At 43.1% G+C, this 16,348-nt stretch carries 16 protein-coding genes and 3 pseudogenes; 11 read left to right on the forward strand and 8 right to left on the reverse strand.

Translation table 11 applies throughout. The features are described from left to right. The first annotated feature begins 20 nt into the window (after positions 1–20). The 4 genes and pseudogenes from BAZ21_RS23290 (at position 21) to rlmH (ending at position 2,675) form a co-directional block, all read left to right on the forward strand. The gene (locus BAZ21_RS23290; RefSeq protein ID WP_068505292.1) at positions 21–1,217 is read left to right on the forward strand and encodes a site-specific DNA-methyltransferase; all 1,197 of its coding nucleotides are present in this window, start codon (positions 21–23) and stop codon (positions 1,215–1,217) included. 213 nt (positions 1,218–1,430) lie between these two features. Then, on the forward strand, positions 1,431–1,709 hold the full coding sequence (locus BAZ21_RS28210) for a hypothetical protein (RefSeq protein ID WP_084011876.1): 279 nt from the start codon (positions 1,431–1,433) through the stop codon (positions 1,707–1,709). Positions 1,710–1,865: 156 nt separating this feature from the next. Next, complete coding sequence (locus BAZ21_RS28215; RefSeq protein ID WP_084011878.1) at positions 1,866–2,051, forward strand: IS3 family transposase; 186 nt, start codon at positions 1,866–1,868, stop codon at positions 2,049–2,051. A gap of 145 nt (positions 2,052–2,196) precedes the next feature. Next, positions 2,197–2,675 (forward strand): annotated as a pseudogene (gene rlmH / locus BAZ21_RS23300) (23S rRNA (pseudouridine(1915)-N(3))-methyltransferase RlmH). A gap of 45 nt (positions 2,676–2,720) precedes the next feature. Here rlmH and BAZ21_RS23305 read toward each other — a convergent pair. Both BAZ21_RS23305 and BAZ21_RS23310 read right to left on the reverse strand, forming a co-directional pair. After that, positions 2,721–3,299, reverse strand: coding sequence for a TetR/AcrR family transcriptional regulator (locus BAZ21_RS23305; RefSeq protein WP_068505293.1), 579 nt, complete (start codon positions 3,297–3,299; stop codon positions 2,721–2,723). Continuing rightward, entirely contained in the window at positions 3,296–3,835 is a 540-nt protein-coding gene (locus tag BAZ21_RS23310) for a nuclear transport factor 2 family protein (protein WP_305953040.1), read from the reverse strand. Before BAZ21_RS23310 ends, BAZ21_RS23305 begins: the two co-directional genes overlap by 4 nt. Positions 3,836–4,024: 189 nt before the next feature. On the opposite strand from BAZ21_RS23310, the gene BAZ21_RS23315 reads away from it, so the two are divergent. Then, positions 4,025–4,450: a hypothetical protein gene (locus tag BAZ21_RS23315; protein WP_068505295.1), complete on the forward strand. Its 426-nt coding sequence runs from the start codon at positions 4,025–4,027 to the stop codon at positions 4,448–4,450. A gap of 336 nt (positions 4,451–4,786) precedes the next feature. Here BAZ21_RS23315 and BAZ21_RS23320 read toward each other — a convergent pair whose 3' ends face one another. Together BAZ21_RS23320 and BAZ21_RS23325 are read right to left on the reverse strand one after the other, a co-directional pair. Further along, entirely contained in the window at positions 4,787–5,506 is a 720-nt protein-coding gene (locus BAZ21_RS23320) for a glycosyltransferase (RefSeq protein ID WP_068505296.1), read from the reverse strand. Then, on the reverse strand, positions 5,506–6,243 hold the full coding sequence (locus BAZ21_RS23325) for a glycosyltransferase (RefSeq protein WP_068505297.1): 738 nt from the start codon (positions 6,241–6,243) through the stop codon (positions 5,506–5,508). The genes BAZ21_RS23320 and BAZ21_RS23325 overlap by 1 nt, the downstream gene beginning before the upstream one ends. 398 nt (positions 6,244–6,641) lie before the next feature. Between BAZ21_RS23325 and BAZ21_RS23330 the strand changes: the two genes are divergently transcribed. Continuing rightward, on the forward strand, positions 6,642–7,151 hold the full coding sequence (locus tag BAZ21_RS23330) for a hypothetical protein (RefSeq protein ID WP_068505298.1): 510 nt from the start codon (positions 6,642–6,644) through the stop codon (positions 7,149–7,151). A 46-nt stretch (positions 7,152–7,197) separates the two neighbouring features. Here the strand turns inward: BAZ21_RS23330 and BAZ21_RS23335 are convergent, their stop codons facing one another. Further along, entirely contained in the window at positions 7,198–7,437 is a 240-nt protein-coding gene (locus BAZ21_RS23335; protein WP_068505299.1) for a hypothetical protein, read from the reverse strand. 228 nt (positions 7,438–7,665) lie between these two features. Between BAZ21_RS23335 and BAZ21_RS29930 the strand changes: the two genes are divergently transcribed. Then, positions 7,666–7,788: a hypothetical protein gene (locus tag BAZ21_RS29930; protein ID WP_256022403.1), complete on the forward strand. Its 123-nt coding sequence runs from the start codon at positions 7,666–7,668 to the stop codon at positions 7,786–7,788. Here BAZ21_RS29930 and BAZ21_RS29935 read toward each other — a convergent pair. Further along, a pseudogene (locus BAZ21_RS29935) lies at positions 7,768–8,308 on the reverse strand (IS3 family transposase); the annotation flags it as partial. The gene BAZ21_RS29930 and the pseudogene BAZ21_RS29935 overlap by 21 nt on opposite strands. A 455-nt stretch (positions 8,309–8,763) precedes the next feature. On the opposite strand from BAZ21_RS29935, the gene BAZ21_RS23350 reads away from it, so the two are divergent. After that, positions 8,764–9,660 carry a class I SAM-dependent methyltransferase gene (locus tag BAZ21_RS23350; RefSeq protein WP_068505301.1) on the forward strand — a complete coding sequence of 299 codons (897 nt, stop codon included), beginning with the start codon at positions 8,764–8,766 and terminating at the stop codon, positions 9,658–9,660. A gap of 465 nt (positions 9,661–10,125) precedes the next feature. Here BAZ21_RS23350 and BAZ21_RS23355 read toward each other — a convergent pair whose 3' ends face one another. Next, a complete protein-coding gene (locus tag BAZ21_RS23355; protein ID WP_068505302.1) occupies positions 10,126–13,590 on the reverse strand; it encodes an S-layer homology domain-containing protein in 3,465 nt (1,154 codons plus the stop codon). 598 nt (positions 13,591–14,188) lie between these two features. On the opposite strand from BAZ21_RS23355, the gene bglS reads away from it, so the two are divergent. Next, entirely contained in the window at positions 14,189–14,902 is a 714-nt protein-coding gene (gene bglS / locus BAZ21_RS23360) for a beta-glucanase (RefSeq protein ID WP_068505303.1), read from the forward strand. Positions 14,903–15,023: 121 nt separating this feature from the next. On the opposite strand, the pseudogene BAZ21_RS28220 reads toward bglS, so the two are convergent. Continuing rightward, positions 15,024–15,212: pseudogene (locus tag BAZ21_RS28220) on the reverse strand (transposase); the annotation flags it as partial. Positions 15,213–15,298: 86 nt separating this feature from the next. Between BAZ21_RS28220 and BAZ21_RS23365 the strand changes: the two are divergent. Continuing rightward, the gene (locus tag BAZ21_RS23365) at positions 15,299–15,673 is read left to right on the forward strand and encodes a hypothetical protein (protein WP_068505304.1); all 375 of its coding nucleotides are present in this window, start codon (positions 15,299–15,301) and stop codon (positions 15,671–15,673) included. 90 nt (positions 15,674–15,763) lie between these two features. Next, positions 15,764–16,348, forward strand: a complete 585-nt coding sequence (locus BAZ21_RS23370; protein WP_068505305.1) for a Crp/Fnr family transcriptional regulator — start codon at positions 15,764–15,766, stop codon at positions 16,346–16,348.

Here is a 16,348-nt window from a genome sequence, read left to right on the forward strand (position 1 = left end):
AATTTCACAATAGAAGGTAGATGGTTAAAATAAATGATTATAGTAAATTAACGTATGTAAAAGGAAATTCCTACGGGGAAGAAGATACGGGTAATTTGATTATTGAAGGTGAAAATTGCAGTATCCTTGATATTATTAGTGAGCAATTTAGCAATAAGGTGAAGTGTATATATATTGATCCGCCATATAATAATGGCGAAAAGTACACTCATTATAATGATGATATGAAACATGAAATGTGGCTTGAAGAGATTACTAAGACACTAGAAAAGCTAAACCATTTCCTTTCCGATGACGGTAGTATATGGATATCTATTGACGATAGTGAAGTTCATTATTTAAAAGTGGCTGCTGATCAAGTTTTTGGAAGGAAAAATTTTATTACAACTATTGTATGGCAACAGCGAATTACTAGGGAAAATCGTAAAGTGTTTTCAAATAATCATGAATATATTTTGGTTTACGCTAAAAATCCTATCAAGTTTAAGCATTCGAGAAATTTACTCCCCCCAAATTCAGAAATGTTGTCTAGATACAAAAATCAAGGTAATGATCCAAGAGGACCATGGCAGTCAGTATCCGCTCATGTGCAAGCAGGACATGCTGTCAAGAGTCAATTCTATGAGATAGTTGCACCTAACGGAAGAAAACATTCGCCACCGAATGGAAGGTGTTGGGTATACAGTAAAGAACGGATGGAACAAGAAATACTGTCAAACAATATTTGGTTTGGGAAAGATGGAAATGGCGTCCCAAGAATAAAAAAATTCTTATCGAGTAATATTGGGGTAACACCAGAAACTTTGTGGTTGGGTAATGATGTTGGAACGAATGAAATGGCCAAAAAGCACCTTTTACGTCTTTTCCCAGGAAGTCCAGTGTTTGATACACCAAAACCAGAGAGCTTGATAAAAAGGATTCTTGAAATTGCAACCAATGAAAGTGACTTAGTGTTAGATGCGTATTTAGGATCAGGAACTACAGCCGCAGTAGCACATAAGATGAAGAGAAGGTATATTGGAATAGAAGTTGGTAAACATATTCAAGACCTAGTTGTTCCAAGAATGAGAAAAGTCATTGAAGGAGAAAGTGGTGGCGTTTCTGAAGAAGTAAGTTGGCAAGGTGGCGGTGGCTTTAGTTATTACGTTAATAGTGAAAATGGTGATGTATTGAATATTGGTATTATAAAGGAACGTAAACTTAAATACTCTATTTAGCAGCAAATATTAATAGAGAAAGTAACATAATAACTCCCCATGTTCGCATAAAAGAGCGAGCAGGGGAGTTTTCTTTGTTCCATAGATGGAGAAAGCATAAGACAAAGGGAAGTGTAATGTTTCTCAAAACGTTGGATATAGGCCAATAGCAATTAGATTCATATTACATCTAATCAGGCTATCATAACACCGAAGCAAAAGGAGCAGATTATCATGAATGTTGTACACCAACTTATTATTGAATGCCTTCGGGCCGAATTTGAGCTGCGGAAAAGAGCGTTCCACGCTTCGCGTCGCAAAATCGGGAAGATCATGAAGAAGCATGGGGTGGTTTCCAACTACACAGTAGCTCAATACAAACCCTTCCGAACGGGTTCTAATGAATCCAAAGAGACGAATATCCTACAGCGGAAATTTGAGCAAAAGCAGCCTTTTGCCGTGGTCGTCAGTGATTTAACCCTACATACGTGTGCAAAAAAAATGGCATTATGAATGCTTATTTGTTGACCTCTACAACCGTGAGATTATTGGTTACAGCAGCGGTGCTCAAAAGACAGTCATCCTGGTCTACAAAGCCATTGCCAGTATTTCCGTGCGGCCTGGATAGGATTCAATTGTTTCATAGTGACCGTGGCAAAGAGTTTGATAATGCCCTCATATTCCAGTGCTTTAAGTACGTTTGGAATCCAGCAGTCTCTGAGCATGAAGGGCTGTCCTTATGACAATGCCGTAGCTGAAGCCATGTTTAAAGTATTTAAAACGGAGTTTGCAAACCAAGTCCATTTCCAAAGCGCAGAGCAGTTGGAACGTGAACTCTGGGACTACGTGAACTGATTTAACCACCATCGTATCCACGGGACTCTGGGATACCTCACGCCGGTAGAAGCTAGGGAGATCCCCTCATAATTGTTGTCCAGTTTTCTGTTGACAATCCAATACGATTTTATATTATCATTCGACATAGATAGGGGTAGGGAATTTGTTTATTCAACTTATAGGTGTGGGAAAGTTAAAAGAAAAATATTTGGTCATGGGGATTCAGGAATACGCTAAACGGCTGAGCCCGTACATCAAGTTCCAAATGATCGAGGTAGCGGACGAAAAAGCTCCTGATACACTGAGCGAGGCGGAGGTCCGACAGGTCAAGGAGCGAGAGGGCGAGCGTATCCTAGCCCATGTGAAAAGTGAAGCACATGTCATTGTGCTTGCCATCGACGGCAACTCTGGAGCTCGGAAGAGCTTGCTGAGGAATTGGACAAGCTCGGCACCCACGGCTCAAGCCATGTCGTCTTCGTCATCGGCGGTAGCCACGGACTATCTGACGAGGTCCTCCGCCGCGCCCAGCAGAAGCTGAGCTTCGGAAGGATGACTTTGCCTCATCAACTGATGCGATTGGTGCTGGTGGAACAGATTTTTCGGGCGGTGAAGATTAATCGGGGTGAACCGTATCATAAGTAACGGCAAGTTTTTTAGGCAGGGGACGGACAAACTCCATGCCTGGCATCAATCATGATGAGTCGCCTCAAAAAATTCCGTTATTCGTTCGGCGAGACCTACCAGGGTACGTTCGAAAATGGTCTCATCGTTGAGCGCTCTACTAAGGATCAGTCCCCCTTGAATCCTGCCAATCGCCTCTTCTGAAATTTTGGCAGCGACTTCAATGGACGCCCCTGCTCGAACAATTGCAGCACTTAAGGAATCGATCCACCTTTTAAAATACTGTCGAATCATCGAAGCGAACCGGTCCCGCGTCTCGTCAAGGGCAAAAGCACCGATAAGACATATACGTTGACCCGATCGAAAATACACATCGATCTCACGCCACATGTTTTGAATCGCCGCATGGGGTTCGTCCCGTTCGAGCGGCTCAAATACGTTGCTTATGAACCATTTATCTATGTGTGCGAGAATCTCGGCTGCCATTTCCTCTTTCCCTCCAGGGAAGAAATAGTAAAGGCTTCCTTTGGAAAGTCTTGTGCGGGCCGTGATCTTGCTCATGGATGCACCCTCGTAACCGAGCTCGCGAAAAACCTCAGCAACCATCGGAATGACATCGGCCTTTTCGAATACGGTACGGGTCATAGGCCCAAATCGGTTAAACCAGGATGGTCATCGGGGCGCCGACCGAGCGGCCAATGAAATTTTCGTTCGGATTGACTAATTGGCATATCATTGATCGATGCAAATCTGCGCTTCATCAAGCCATTGGCAGCAAACTCCCAATTCTCGTTCCCGTATGATCGGAACCAATTTCCGCTATCGTCATGCCACTCGTATGTAAAGCGTACTGCGATCCGGTCATCGGTGAATGACCAAAGCTCCTTTATGAGCCGGTAGTCCAGCTCCTTAGCCCATTTTTTTGTAAGTAACGAGACAAATTCCGTTCGACCGACTGTAAATTCGGTGCGGTTGCGCCAACGGCTGTCCTCTGTATAGACAAGTGAGACCCGATGCGGGTCACGACTGTTCCAGCTATCTTCTGCCATCCGGACTTTTTTAATTGCGGATTCGCGAGTGAATGGGGGAATGAGTATATTCATTAAAATCTCCTCACCTTCATTTCTGTTTGGTACAGTGTATACCGATCGGTTTATAAATGCAAGCACACAGGATTGCAAAAAGATGGGGGGCTAAGGTGTACAAGTCCATGCGCTAAACAAAAACTTATCGTTATAGACAGCGCGGGGAACCGTACCATAAGTAACGGCAACGGGGAAATCATTTTATTTCGGGAGTGAAACAAGAAGTGTGAAGGCGTTACTTATGGGAAAGATCTTTTCCGATGCTAGAACAGAAAGGAGTTCGCTATGATTTGGATTGATCCACCTTATGAAGTAGACAAGGTATCTATTATTTCTGTAGAAGAACGGGTCGAAAAACAAGCTAGATACATTAGACAGGGGGCTGGGGCAGAACATTACGCCATCATTAATTTCGTAATTGAGCCTTGTCAAGGTCACATCGGCTTTAAAAATGAGGCGCTAATTCAAGATGATTTAAGAGGAAACAAAGAGTGGGAACAACTGTTTCCTATATTAATATGTTACATTTATGATGCTTTAAAAAAATTTATACTATATCAGTATAATGAAAGAAATCTGGCAATTGGTAATTTCATGTTCAAACTCATGAGCCTTAAAATCCACCCCGGAGATAGTAAATTAATGGATTTCGGAATAGCAACGCATATCGGTTTGAGAGAAATCTTTCAAAATAAAGAAGCAGATGAGTAATGCCTAGTAGTTAGCCATATTGCAGGTGTAACTAACCATTATAAGCAAATTATAAATAAAAAGGGATAAAGTTTTTAGAATAATTCTCCGTTAGACCCGTTACGGTGAACCGTATCATAAGTAAGGGCATGTTATTCTCACAATATCTCACAACACCTGTGAAATGTTCGTTGGTCGGCTTGAGTTAGGACAAACATCACTTTTTTTGTAAATGGACTAGTGCCCTTCAACCCCGACTGGGCTTGGCTGTTGGATACGACTAAGCATGATTTGATGGTTACGGTTGGCAGCAGAGTCTTGAAGGGCTCAAATGGATCTGTTATCAGCTAAAGAAAGTTAGCTTTGGCATACAAATTTTTTTGCGTTTCTTACTTTTAGCACTTTAGCATTTCTTGTTAAAAGGTGTTTATCGCTTACGATCCAAGTATGACCTTTAGAGTTCCTCCTGCGAATCGCAAGGAAGTTGGATTTACTTCCTGAATAAATCTTATAGCCCTTTGCCAGGCTATCGGAACAGAACTTTACGCATTCCCCTCGATTTTTATTGGGGAAATCAACCTTACTTAGCACATGTCGTTTTACGAGCAGGGTGGCTCCTTGAACCAGGGAAACATATTGATTAGCTTTGGTAGGGTAGCGAAGCAGGAGGAGTTTTTTTTCATTCAGATACATATAATGGGCTCGTTTTCCTACAATATCAGCGTTGGTCTTTAACAGGGTTCGCACGCTATCAGTTAAATAGCCCGGCGCATAATAATCGTCATCATCAAATTTGGCAATTAGGCTGTATTTAGATAATGAAGCCCCATAATTCAGACAATGGCCAAGCGATATACGACCCGGTAAGCTATATATCCTTACGTTCTTATATTGTTTTGCGGCTTTTATATATTCGTTCACCTTCAGCTTATTATTATTTAATATGACGATAAGCTCTTTATTTCTATAATTCTGTCTGGTGTAGTTATGAAAAAGGTTGTCCATGCATTGTCGCCGTTTGGTACAAGCGATTATGGAAACAGCATTATGACCACGAGAAGTACCTGGATTCGCCATTATAATACGCCCTTTGGCTTTTTCTGTACAAAGCTCTTGTAATTCTTAACAGATGGAATTTTTCTACTACGAGAGATTAGTTCTTTATCATTGATGATCCATGTATGGTTTGATGAGTTTTTCCTTCGTATGGCGACAAAATTATTTTTCCCTGCAGAATAAACTTTGTAACCATTCCGTTTACTTCTTATGCAAAAAAGATCATCTTCACCGACGCTTTTATCTGGGAACTGAACTTTGTTTAATACGTTCCGTTTAAAGACAAGTGTTGCGCCCGGGATTAGGGTTACAGGTCGATTCTCATCATGTGGAAAACGTAGGATAAGAGTCTTTGATCCACGTAAATACATATAATGTGCCCGCTTTCCAATGACATCGGCATTTGTTCTTTGAAAGGTCTGCAAGCTTTCTGTCAAATAATAGGGAGCGTAATAATCATCATCATCGAATTTGGCAATGTAGCGGTATTTCGTTTTCTTGACGGCGTAGTTTAGACAAGCACCGAGAGAGGACCGTTCTGAAACACGAAAAATGTGTACGTTTCGAAACTTTTTGGCTAAGGTTTGATAAGGTGCAAGAGGTATCTTATTGTTGTTGACAATAATAATAAGTTCTTTCTTGGGATGGTTTTGTCGACTGTAATTATTAAACAGGTTGTTTAAATATCTCTGACGATTCGTGCAGGTAATAATAGAAACTCCCTGCTTTTTGATAGAGTTCTTTGGGCTGACTCCCATGATATCGCCCCCCTTATCCGTGATGATCAAAACTATCTCTCTTTAAAATATGTGAGCGGCAAGTAAGAGGAACGGCATATCCACAAAATGGACAATTAGCACAAATGATTGTATTTTTGGTATGAGAAAGCTCCCCTCACAAAAAAGACATATAGTCAGGAATTCAAGTTGGAAATTGTGAAAATGTACTTGGAAGAGGGATAAACCTCCTACCAACTATCCAAAAATCTGAATCTGGAGGGGCGGCTAGTTTTGCTTCCAACGTTTTGTGCAGGCTAAAGCCCCGGTGACGGCGAGCCCATTAAGCGATTTTCGGCGTGCGCATGCCCCATTCGCACAGGCAGGCAGCCCGCCCCTGGCGTAAACTGAATTATAATCAGTGAGCGAGGTGAACTTCCATGGCACAATCGAATGGGATGCGCGCACGGGCTAAGAAGCTTCAGGGTCGTCCGGTCTGCGTCACCCTGCACAGCGGAGAGACTTACGTCGGCTACATCACCGACGTTAATTGCGGCGGGTTCGTACTTGCCAGCGCTGAAGCCCCCCCACGCGCTTCTTCCGGGAAGCGAGGCTCCCGATCTCTCAAACGCAAAGCCGGTTCGCGTGCCCCTGGCGTCCGTCTCGGCAACCGGAGAAACGGCGCGCGCAAACCGTCCGCCAAGGTGTCTGCATTCCTGCCGATGATGGGCTCGCTGTTAGGCGGCCTGGGCGGGCTTGGCGGTGCCGCTGGGGGCGTAGGAGCGCTCGGCGGTATGCTCGGCGGCGGCCTGCGGCTGTTCGGCGTGGTCCAGAAATTTGTTCCAGTCGTGAGGATGGGCTACGGCATGATCAAGTCCATTCGCCCGTTCTTCGGTGCCGTTCAAGGCTTGATGACCCCGGCTGGTCCGGCTGCGCCGGATAACGAATAATCGTATACCTGCGGACTTTAAGCCCCCTTTGAGTGGTCAAAGGGGGCTAGCCCACACCATCACTTTCTAACAAGGAATAAAAATGATCACGGTCTTCGTCATCAAATTTGCCAAGTGTCCGTACCCTAACATATTCATGACCGCCGTACATGTTTATTTCCTCACCGTACATATTGTAGAGCGCGATCATATTGCCATCCTGATTCAACTCCATGTATCCGTAACATTTTGCCTCAGGTGCTTCACCGTAGAAGAGCGTAAATCTGATTTTGATCACTCTGTGCATGCAGATCCTCCTTTTCTGTCTTTCGTATTGGCTTTGAATATATACAGTATCCCCCATAAAATGTCAACAGATAAAGTTTCCACGTGATAACGGCAGAGAAGTTACCTCGCTTAGAAGGCTTATTCCACTTGTTGAAGATGGAGTGAGCCTTTTTTGCATGTAGAAAAATCTAAGGAGATGAGCAGACAATGGCAAAACGTGAACAGGTAGTAGAGGAACAATGTAGTAGTGGAAACGGTACGCTCAATTGCCCAGGCGCAAGCAGAGTATGAGCAATTGATGGAGGAAATAAGGGGCTATTGCCAGCAGGCTAAACAATTAAGGGAACAGGATGTCGAAGGTTTTCAGTAGCTCATCCATGCATTGATTTTTAAATTCACTTCCTCTGTCTGTGTGGAACCATTGAATCTGACGCAAGTTGCCTTTCACGGTCGCAAAGGCACGGGAAACCAGTGCTGCGTCCTTATGGGGACCTGCACTATGGCCGATGATTTCTCGATTGAACAGATCCACAAGCACACCAATATAGTGTCATTGGTTATGAACCTTCACAGTACGTTGAAATCAGTCCTTCTTCTTTCATAATCCGACCGATTCGGCGTCTGGAAACGACCAGCCCACATTCGTGGAGCTTGACCTTGATTTTTCGGGTGCCGTAGGCTTTTCGGTTCTTGTAGAAGATGTCCACAATGGCTTCGGACACATGGTCTTCCTTCGCTTGTTCTTTGGCTTCATAGTAGTACGTGTTTCTTGCGATTTGCAGGACGTCGCGCATTGCTGATACCGAGTATTTTATCCCGATTGTTCTGGATGATCGCTACTGTCGTCCCATGATCAGCGCGGCTTGCTTTAAAATATCGTTCTCCATTTTCTGTAGAAAGAAATAATTAGGGTTATCAAGGTTGCTAATCAGCCTGCTTCAAAGGAATTTAACAAAATTTAGCCGTTAGAGCGTATAAGGAGAACGTAAACACATAGTTTGCACTCATTTTGGATTTGTTATGTTTATGAAAAATGTCTAAGATAGTTGACGCGTTTTGCCGATAAATAAATAGCCAATACTATATTTCTCAATGAGGAGAGCCTTTCGAATGCGTGTTCAATATATTTCTAACGTATATGTAATGATAAAGCATTAAACGTGTTTTATGCGATCCATGGTTAATAGAGGGTGCTTTTTATAGTTGGTTCCACTATCCCTCGTTAAATTTTGTTCCAGAGGATTTCGCAAACGTAGATTATATTTATTATCGGCAACCTGGATCGTTTGATTTTTCGTTTATTCAATTTTTATCATATCTTCATTGCCAAAAGGGGAGCAACCCAATGTATGAACACGTGTTTTTGAATCAATATGGTTATTATGAATTGAAAAATAAACCTACTAAAGACGAACTTGATGAATATTATTCTAAAAAATATTATCAGGATCCTAAGGGGAGCTATGAAGCAAGCTATTCTCCCGAAGAGATTACTTATTACAATAATCAATTGGAAAGAAAATATTATCTTATTCGAAAACTAATTGGCGAATTGGACCCTAATCAATCTTATAAATTTTTGGATATCGGTTGTGGGGAAGGCTGGGCATTAAAGTTTTTTAAGGAGAAGTCATGGCAAGTAACAGGAATGGATTTTAGTAATTATGGCTGTAAGCAGTTTAACCCGGATTGTGTAGAAGATATTTTGGTCGGGGATATTGAAAAGAATATTAAATCAAGTCTTAATAAGGAAAAATACCATTGTATTTTGTTGGATAATGTACTTGAGCACCTTCTCGATCCTTTGGAAATCTTAAAGTATTGCTCGAGCCTACTTGAACCCAATGGAGTTCTTATCATAGAAGTTCCAAACGACTTTTCGCCTATTCAAAAGAAACTATATGAGGAAGATTATATTTCAAGAAATTATTGGGTTGTAAGTCCCGATCATATTTCATATTTTAATAGAATGGGATTAGCAAGCGTATGTAAAGAAGCGGGATTCTCTGAAAAATATTTCATCGGTGATTATCCTATTGATTTAAACTTATTTAATCCAAATACTAATTATATTAATGATTCAACAAAAGGGAACTCGTGTCATAAAGAACGAATTGCAATTGAAAATTTATTAAATGATCTTTCTATAGAAAAAACATTAAATTTGTATTCGGCACTAGGAGAATTGGGATTAGGAAGGCAATTAACTGGATTTTTCCAAAAGCAAGAATATGACTTATAGTCAAAGGGTAAAAGTAAACGCCCGTCAAGCAAGCTTTGTGCCTTGACGGGCTCTATTTTGATATTCCTTCCGCAGAGTTGCTGATGCGGAATAAACGAATTGACCACTAAATGGTAATGAACGGCTTCGTAATCTCCATTAAGATCATAAATCCGCGTATTTCTAAATACCTTTTCAACTTCCATCGGGCACCTCGTGTGCATTGTATTTCTGCACACAGCAGGCTTCGTGTCTCTAATCCCTCGTATCTGTAAATTCATAACGACGACGCCACTTCGTCAAGGTGGTTTTTAGTTATGCCGTATTTTACAGTCGCTGTCTTAACACCCATCTGCCCCGTATGCATTTTCTGCCCCTCTGGTGCGCTAGATTGTATTTTTGATATGAAAAAGCTCCCCTCACAACAGCAGGTTTTATGATTAACCTGTCTACTGTAAGGGGAGCTATCATATTCTCGGAAACTTGTTAGATATGCAATGCGCCAAGCAGCTTGTAGATCATCGCGGTCGTTTCCGCTCGGGTGGCCTCGGCATCCGGCTGGAAGGTACTGTCTTCGTATCCGTTCAGAATGCCAGCGGAAACCGCAGTGTTCACCGAAGATTGCGCCCATGCTGGAATACTGGATGTATCCCGGAACGGATTCACCGTACCTTGCGAGCCGCCAGCATTTGAGTTCAGCGCTTTGGAGATCATGACTGCCATTTCGGCTCTGGTGATGACCTGATTTGCTTTAAAGACCGTTTTTCCTTGCTCTTTGTAGCCAGTGATCAGTCCGGCTTTGACAGCCGCTGCTACTTGAGCCTTGGCCCAGGAAGGAATTTTGCCATCGTCAGCAAAGGTGGTTTCCTCATCGGACGGACGCAGCCCCAATGCGTTAACGAGAATTTTGGCAAATTGAGCCCGCGTAACTTGATCATTGGGACGGAACGTCTGGTTCTCAAATCCCTGGATGACATTCATACCGATCAAACGGTCAGTATACGATTGCGCCCAGTGCCCATCCAGATCGCTAAGTGACAATGGTTTATAATCGTATACGGCGAATTTAGCCATGCGATTAAAGCTGGCGGTGACCGTTCCGTCTTCGTTTGGAGTTCCGCCAATATAAATCCATTTTTGCTGTGATTCGTTGTAATAATAGACCGCTGGCTTGCTATCCTGGGCAACCTTATCCGCTTGATAATGGACGGTGAGATTCACAGGTTTGTTCAAGTTATTACCGGATGTGCTGTTCAATTCGAGCACCTGGCTTAACAATTGGAGATTTCCCGCTGACGGGGCTTGATCCTTCGGCAGAACGACAGCGCTAACTTGACCGTCCGAATTCACGGCCCCTGTCGGAATGTCTAAGCTGAACACACCGTTGAGAGCTCCTTTTGATCCTTGCTGTGCCTTTACATCCATTTGCATAGTTGAAGGCTGTTCGTTTGTAGGCTTACTGCTAGTGTTCGTTTCTCCACTGCCACTGCCGCCACCGCCACTAGTCTGGCCGGAGGAGCTGTTGCTTGAACCGCTATTCGAGCTACCCCCAGATTGGCTGTCATTATCATTTGAATCGTTTTTCTTCACAGCCTCTACAGATACGGAACGTACGACTTCTTGTGCTGCGTTCCCCGCCAGATCGTTCACGTTGTAACGCAGAGTGTATGTCCCTGGTGTTGTGGTATCTACCGTACCGCTCACCAGAACGTCTCCCGAAACCCCGAAATTATCGGTAGCATCAGCTCCTTGCTCGCTATATAAGGACCCTTGTTTCAGAATCACGTGATTCGTCCCTTTTAGCGTAATTACCGGGGGCGTATGGTCGATATTTATCGGCAGGGAAAGTAAGGCTTGTCTATCCAAATTATCAGTTGCTTTGAATTCAAGCGTATGCTTGCCTTCTTGGGAAACTTCGATAGGCTGGTTAGCTATATAAGGCTGATACTCGCCTTTGTCCATGGACAACTCCAGCTTGACGGACGTCACAGGCTCGGCATATACACTCGAATACACGCTGGCGATAACGCTTTGATTTGTCCATTGTCCGGCTGTATAGCCTTGTCCATCTGCTGTTTTCATTGAGTCAAAAAGTTCTACGGATGTTATGTCGTCAAGACCTTTGACCGTTACATCGAACAGTTTGGTTACACTTACGTCTCCACGCGTAATGGTAGCTTTCAACGTAAGCGGCTGGTTCTCCCGCGGATAACGAACAAGCAGATGTCCATCATGGCTCAGGAGGTCCGGATTGGAGCTTTCCCATTGAATCGTCGTTCCATGCTCGCCTTCTTGCGGCAGTGTAATATCATTGGTGACTTGACTTGTATCACCCAGGCTCAAAGTGGCTGCTGTATGGTCAACGGCCTGTTGGTCACTGTAAGGCTCAACGCTCACAAAAATCGGATTGGAATAGAACCACATATCGGAATAGTTACGCTTGTTGATTTCTGCGAAACGAGTTTCGTTATCAGTGGTCGTATTCTTCGGATCAATCAGAGGCTCCCCGTTACTGGTTTCTCCAGGTACGTTGATTCCCAGGTTGGTGCCTCTCAGCCGGAAATATTGATTTTTGCTCGCAGCATCCAATTTATAAGTGATGACATGGTAACCCTCGGCGTCTGTCGTCCAGTCATTGCTGGTAAATCGACGAAGTACCTTGGTTGAATCATTGGTGCTCTTGGTATATTCAGCAGTTCCAGACGCTGCCGGTCCGGTAACATCCCCTGCAATCAGATCCACATGGTCAACCTGAACGGGATCGCCGTTATTATTTTTTTCAGGGCTCTTGAACCGGATCGTAAGCTGAAGATTATCTCCTTGTGTGACCTGAAGATTGCCGCCCGTCTCTTCCTTTTTTCCGCCGCTGGTGATGTTAAAATCAAGTGCGTTAATTAAATCGCCATAGACGGAAAATGATTTTCCTGATCGCATACCGTCCACAACGGCTTTCATGGTGTTACCGTTCACCCATGTATAGTTTTTAGAGTATTCGCCGGGCCAGTAACCACTGGAGTATTTCCGGTCTTTGCTGATATTAAAATGGAAATCAGAATTGGAGAAGGTCCAGAATTTACGCCCTTCTCCAAGCAGCGCATCCCAGACGCCGCCAACTTTTGCAAGCGTGATATCTGCCCCGCCATACACATCGACGGTTTCCCCTCTGTCTGGAGACATCTGGTTGCCGGGCATGCCTTCAAACCCAAAAGCAATATTAGGGGCAAGATTATTAAAATCACGGATATCCGATATTTTAATTTCCGAGCTGCTCCCTTTTTTTCTCGAAGGATGATTGATGAAAACATAGCTGTCGGGGTAGTGATCTTTGAGCCATTGTATGGCGGTCCGGGTATCTTCTTTTGTCGAGTAAGCTCTGTTACCTTGTAGCTTCCACTCGGCTACATTTGCGGGATCGAACGAGCTTTCGCTTCGATTGGTAAACATATATTCGAACTGGTTAATCGCCTTTAGTTCCTCTTCTGATCCCGGATGATCCGTGAGGATGCCTACCCCTGCATGATCATATTGAGGCATGTCCCACTCAAAGCCGGAAAAGATGATTTTATCTTTGTATTTTCCTGAGTTTTGCAGCTCTTTTATTTTAGGCACCTGGTAAAGTGCCAGTCCCTTGGATAACGGAATTGCACCTCCAGGCAGCGTAGTTCCGTTATCGTCTCGGCTTGACATCCGCAGGTGATCGGAAAGGGCCAGCCAATCGAGGTCGTTTTGCTCAAATGCATGGTCCAACACGCTCGTAAGGGATTCCTGTGCATCATCAGACTGATAGGTGTGTGTATGATACTCACCTGTCATCCATTTTCCGTTACTAGCTCCGGTCTGAACCTGATCTTCAGGAGCAGCGTATCCTTTAGATACAGGGAGTCCTGTAACGAGTATGGCACACACCAGGGAGAGAGAAAATAATCGAAAAAACCGTTTTTGGGGTAACATTATAAATAAGCCTCCAACTCTTATGTTTTCTCATGCTGTTTCATGCGTTTGTTCATTTAAAATCCAAATGTGAAGCGACTAACCTGCTTCGGGTTCATAGTTTGGGGCTGATATTTTTCGTCATATTTCCCGTTCTTCCTTCCTTGTTCATTTAAAATGGATGAATTCATGCAGAACGGAAATACTTTTCCACGGCTGCGTAGCTCACTTTATCATTTTTATGTTTTCGAGATGTCATAGTAATGTTAATTTTGTCCTTTGGATGAACAATCCGTTGGATTGCGCTCTGGCAGGTAAAAAAAGAAATTTTTTTGTTGAAATAAGAGGAAGGAAAGAATTGATATTAAGTAATGGACAATGATCAAGGCTGTCGAGAACAGTATAGGGGTTCCTGTTACGGATAGGTTGGTAAGGGAATAATGATCTAATATGGATTCCTTTAACTTTTCTATTGTGAGTGTATGTACATTGATATATAGTGAAGATACCGAGTATGAAAGCGTTCTATTTTTGTATAGCAAGATCGGCAATATTTGCAATGGTTCATCGCTTTCCGCGACTTCTTTCATGTTCGGACAATCTTTTATGGAGGTGTAAGATGAAGAAGAAGTCTTGGTTCACTTTAGTGACGATTGGTATTGTCTCTCTGTTTTTTTCGGTAAGCGTTTATGCGGGGAATGTTTTTTGGGAGCCACTTAATGGTTTCAATTCTGATGCATGGCAAAAGGCGGATGGATATTCCAATGGAAACATGTTTAATTGCACTTGGCGCGCCAACAATGTCAATTTTACTAACGATGGCAAAATGAAGCTTGGTCTAACGAGCTCTGCGTACAATCAAATTGACTGCGGAGAGTATCGATCGACTAATACTTACAGATACGGCTTATACGAGGTCAGCATGAAGCCTGCTAAAAATACAGGAATCGTATCTTCCTTTTTCACGTATACCGGACCTGCTCATGGTACGCAATGGGATGAAATAGATATTGAATTTTTAGGAAAAGACACGACAAAAGTACAATTCAACTATTTTACAAACGGGGTTGGTGGTCATGAGAAGATTATCGATCTGGGCTTTGATGCATCAACAGGCTTCCACACCTATGCTTTCGATTGGCAGCCAGGGTACATTAAGTGGTATGTTGACGGGGTTCTAAAGCATACGGCAACTACGAACATACCGAGCACGCCAGGCAAGATTATGATGAATTTATGGAATGGCACTGGCGTTGACGACTGGTTAGGACCGTATAACGGAGCTAACCCGCTGTACGCGGAATACGATTGGGTGAGATATACAAGCAATTAGCCCACAATACAAGCAGCCCTATAGTGGCTGCTTTCAGATTGTCGAGAAACCCCGTCTTTTTGAGACGTGGGTTTCTTTTTCTTTACATCATAATGCTCTCGTCTCTAGAAAAACGGGGGGGTTATCCCTGCTTCTCCAGGCGATCCAGGTGGATCGCCATCTTCTTCATGTTCTGCACGGCTGCCGTCATAAGGGCTTGTTCCCTGACGTTCGGAAGTCCGCGCAAACGGCAATAGCGAAACCCATGGAGCTCTTTGGCATCCGCGAAGCTTCGCTCAATCGTCTCTTTTTGTTTGCGGTACAGCTGTTTCCTAGATACTGGGAGTAAATATAATAATGAGGTATAATTATGTAAAAATAAATTTGTATTGAAATAAGAGGAGGGGAGATGAAGAATTGAGTTTTTATAATAATAGATGGGTTCAGATATTAACCGCACTTCTCTACCCGATTGTTGCGTTTGTGATATTAAGTAATGGTCGTACGATAGGCACATGGGCTGTTCCAGCAGTTATTGCGATTTTATTTTGTTTCTTATGGAAAAATCTTAGTTATTTAATGATCTCTAATGTTCTACTATGGGTTGTAGCAATACCTATGTGGTGGCTGCTAATTGAGCGTTTTCGAGAAGATCAGGGGCCTGCAATTTTTATTTCTTCCTTGCCATTTATTATAATGGCATATATATTCTTCGTTTTGTTACCTGAAGTTTTAATTATATCACTTAGGAATTTCATTTTAGGTGAGTTTATTCAACGCAACGACAAGTGAGGGTGCAGAAGGAGCAATCATGCACCGATCGGGCAAGGACAATCGCAGGATGGTACTACGTCTTTATGTACGAGATGAAAGGAGAGGACAATGAAAAGCATATTGTTCAAGTATATGACGAAATTTACATCTCTTAACGATGAGGAACAACAGGCTATCGCTGAAAAAATCCCTGTTGAGGAATATAAAAAGGGAACCGTGCTCCTTAGACAAGGGGACGTCCCCACCACATGTTATTTCGTGTTGAAAGGATGCGTAAGGCAGTACTCGATAGATAAAACGGGAAAAGAAGTTACTTCCAATTTCTATACAGAAGAGCAAGCGGTCTCGATTTTCAATCGTCATCAACAAAATAAGCCATCTGCGTACACCTTCACTTGTCTGGAAGACTGTACATTGGTTGTTGGTGATCTTGCTGCCAAAAAGGATATGTTGGACGAATACTCACAATTGGAATCCATGATACGCAAGATGGTAGAAGAAAACCTGGGCGAGGTACAAGATGAATTGGCTTCATTTATCGCTTCTACACCTGAAGAACGCTACAAAGCGCTATTACGAAAAAGACCTCATCTAGTCAATCGTGTACCTCAGCATCAATTGGCAAGTTATCTTGGTATTACTCCAGAGTCATTAAGTAGAATCAAGAAGCGGATCAATACCCATGATTTTTAG

It is taken from the genome of Paenibacillus kribbensis (assembly GCF_001705305.1).
Lineage (GTDB): Bacteria > Bacillota > Bacilli > Paenibacillales > Paenibacillaceae > Paenibacillus > Paenibacillus kribbensis_B.

Coding starts and splice junctions, on each gene's coding strand:
- BAZ21_RS23290 (WP_068505292.1), top strand. CDS start 21: ATGGTTAAAATAAATGATTATAGTAAATTAACGTATGTAAAAGGAAAT.
- BAZ21_RS28210 (WP_084011876.1), top strand. CDS start 1,431: ATGAATGTTGTACACCAACTTATTATTGAATGCCTTCGGGCCGAATTT.
- BAZ21_RS28215 (WP_084011878.1), top strand. CDS start 1,866: ATGCCCTCATATTCCAGTGCTTTAAGTACGTTTGGAATCCAGCAGTCT.
- BAZ21_RS23305 (WP_068505293.1), bottom strand. CDS start 3,299: ATGACCCGTACCGTATTCGAAAAGGCCGATGTCATTCCGATGGTTGCT.
- BAZ21_RS23315 (WP_068505295.1), top strand. CDS start 4,025: ATGATTTGGATTGATCCACCTTATGAAGTAGACAAGGTATCTATTATT.
- BAZ21_RS23320 (WP_068505296.1), bottom strand. CDS start 5,506: ATGGCGAATCCAGGTACTTCTCGTGGTCATAATGCTGTTTCCATAATC.
- BAZ21_RS23325 (WP_068505297.1), bottom strand. CDS start 6,243: ATGGGAGTCAGCCCAAAGAACTCTATCAAAAAGCAGGGAGTTTCTATT.
- BAZ21_RS23330 (WP_068505298.1), top strand. CDS start 6,642: ATGGCACAATCGAATGGGATGCGCGCACGGGCTAAGAAGCTTCAGGGT.
- BAZ21_RS23335 (WP_068505299.1), bottom strand. CDS start 7,437: ATGCACAGAGTGATCAAAATCAGATTTACGCTCTTCTACGGTGAAGCA.
- BAZ21_RS23350 (WP_068505301.1), top strand. CDS start 8,764: ATGTATGAACACGTGTTTTTGAATCAATATGGTTATTATGAATTGAAA.
- BAZ21_RS23355 (WP_068505302.1), bottom strand. CDS start 13,590: ATGTTACCCCAAAAACGGTTTTTTCGATTATTTTCTCTCTCCCTGGTG.
- bglS (WP_068505303.1), top strand. CDS start 14,189: ATGAAGAAGAAGTCTTGGTTCACTTTAGTGACGATTGGTATTGTCTCT.
- BAZ21_RS23370 (WP_068505305.1), top strand. CDS start 15,764: ATGAAAAGCATATTGTTCAAGTATATGACGAAATTTACATCTCTTAAC.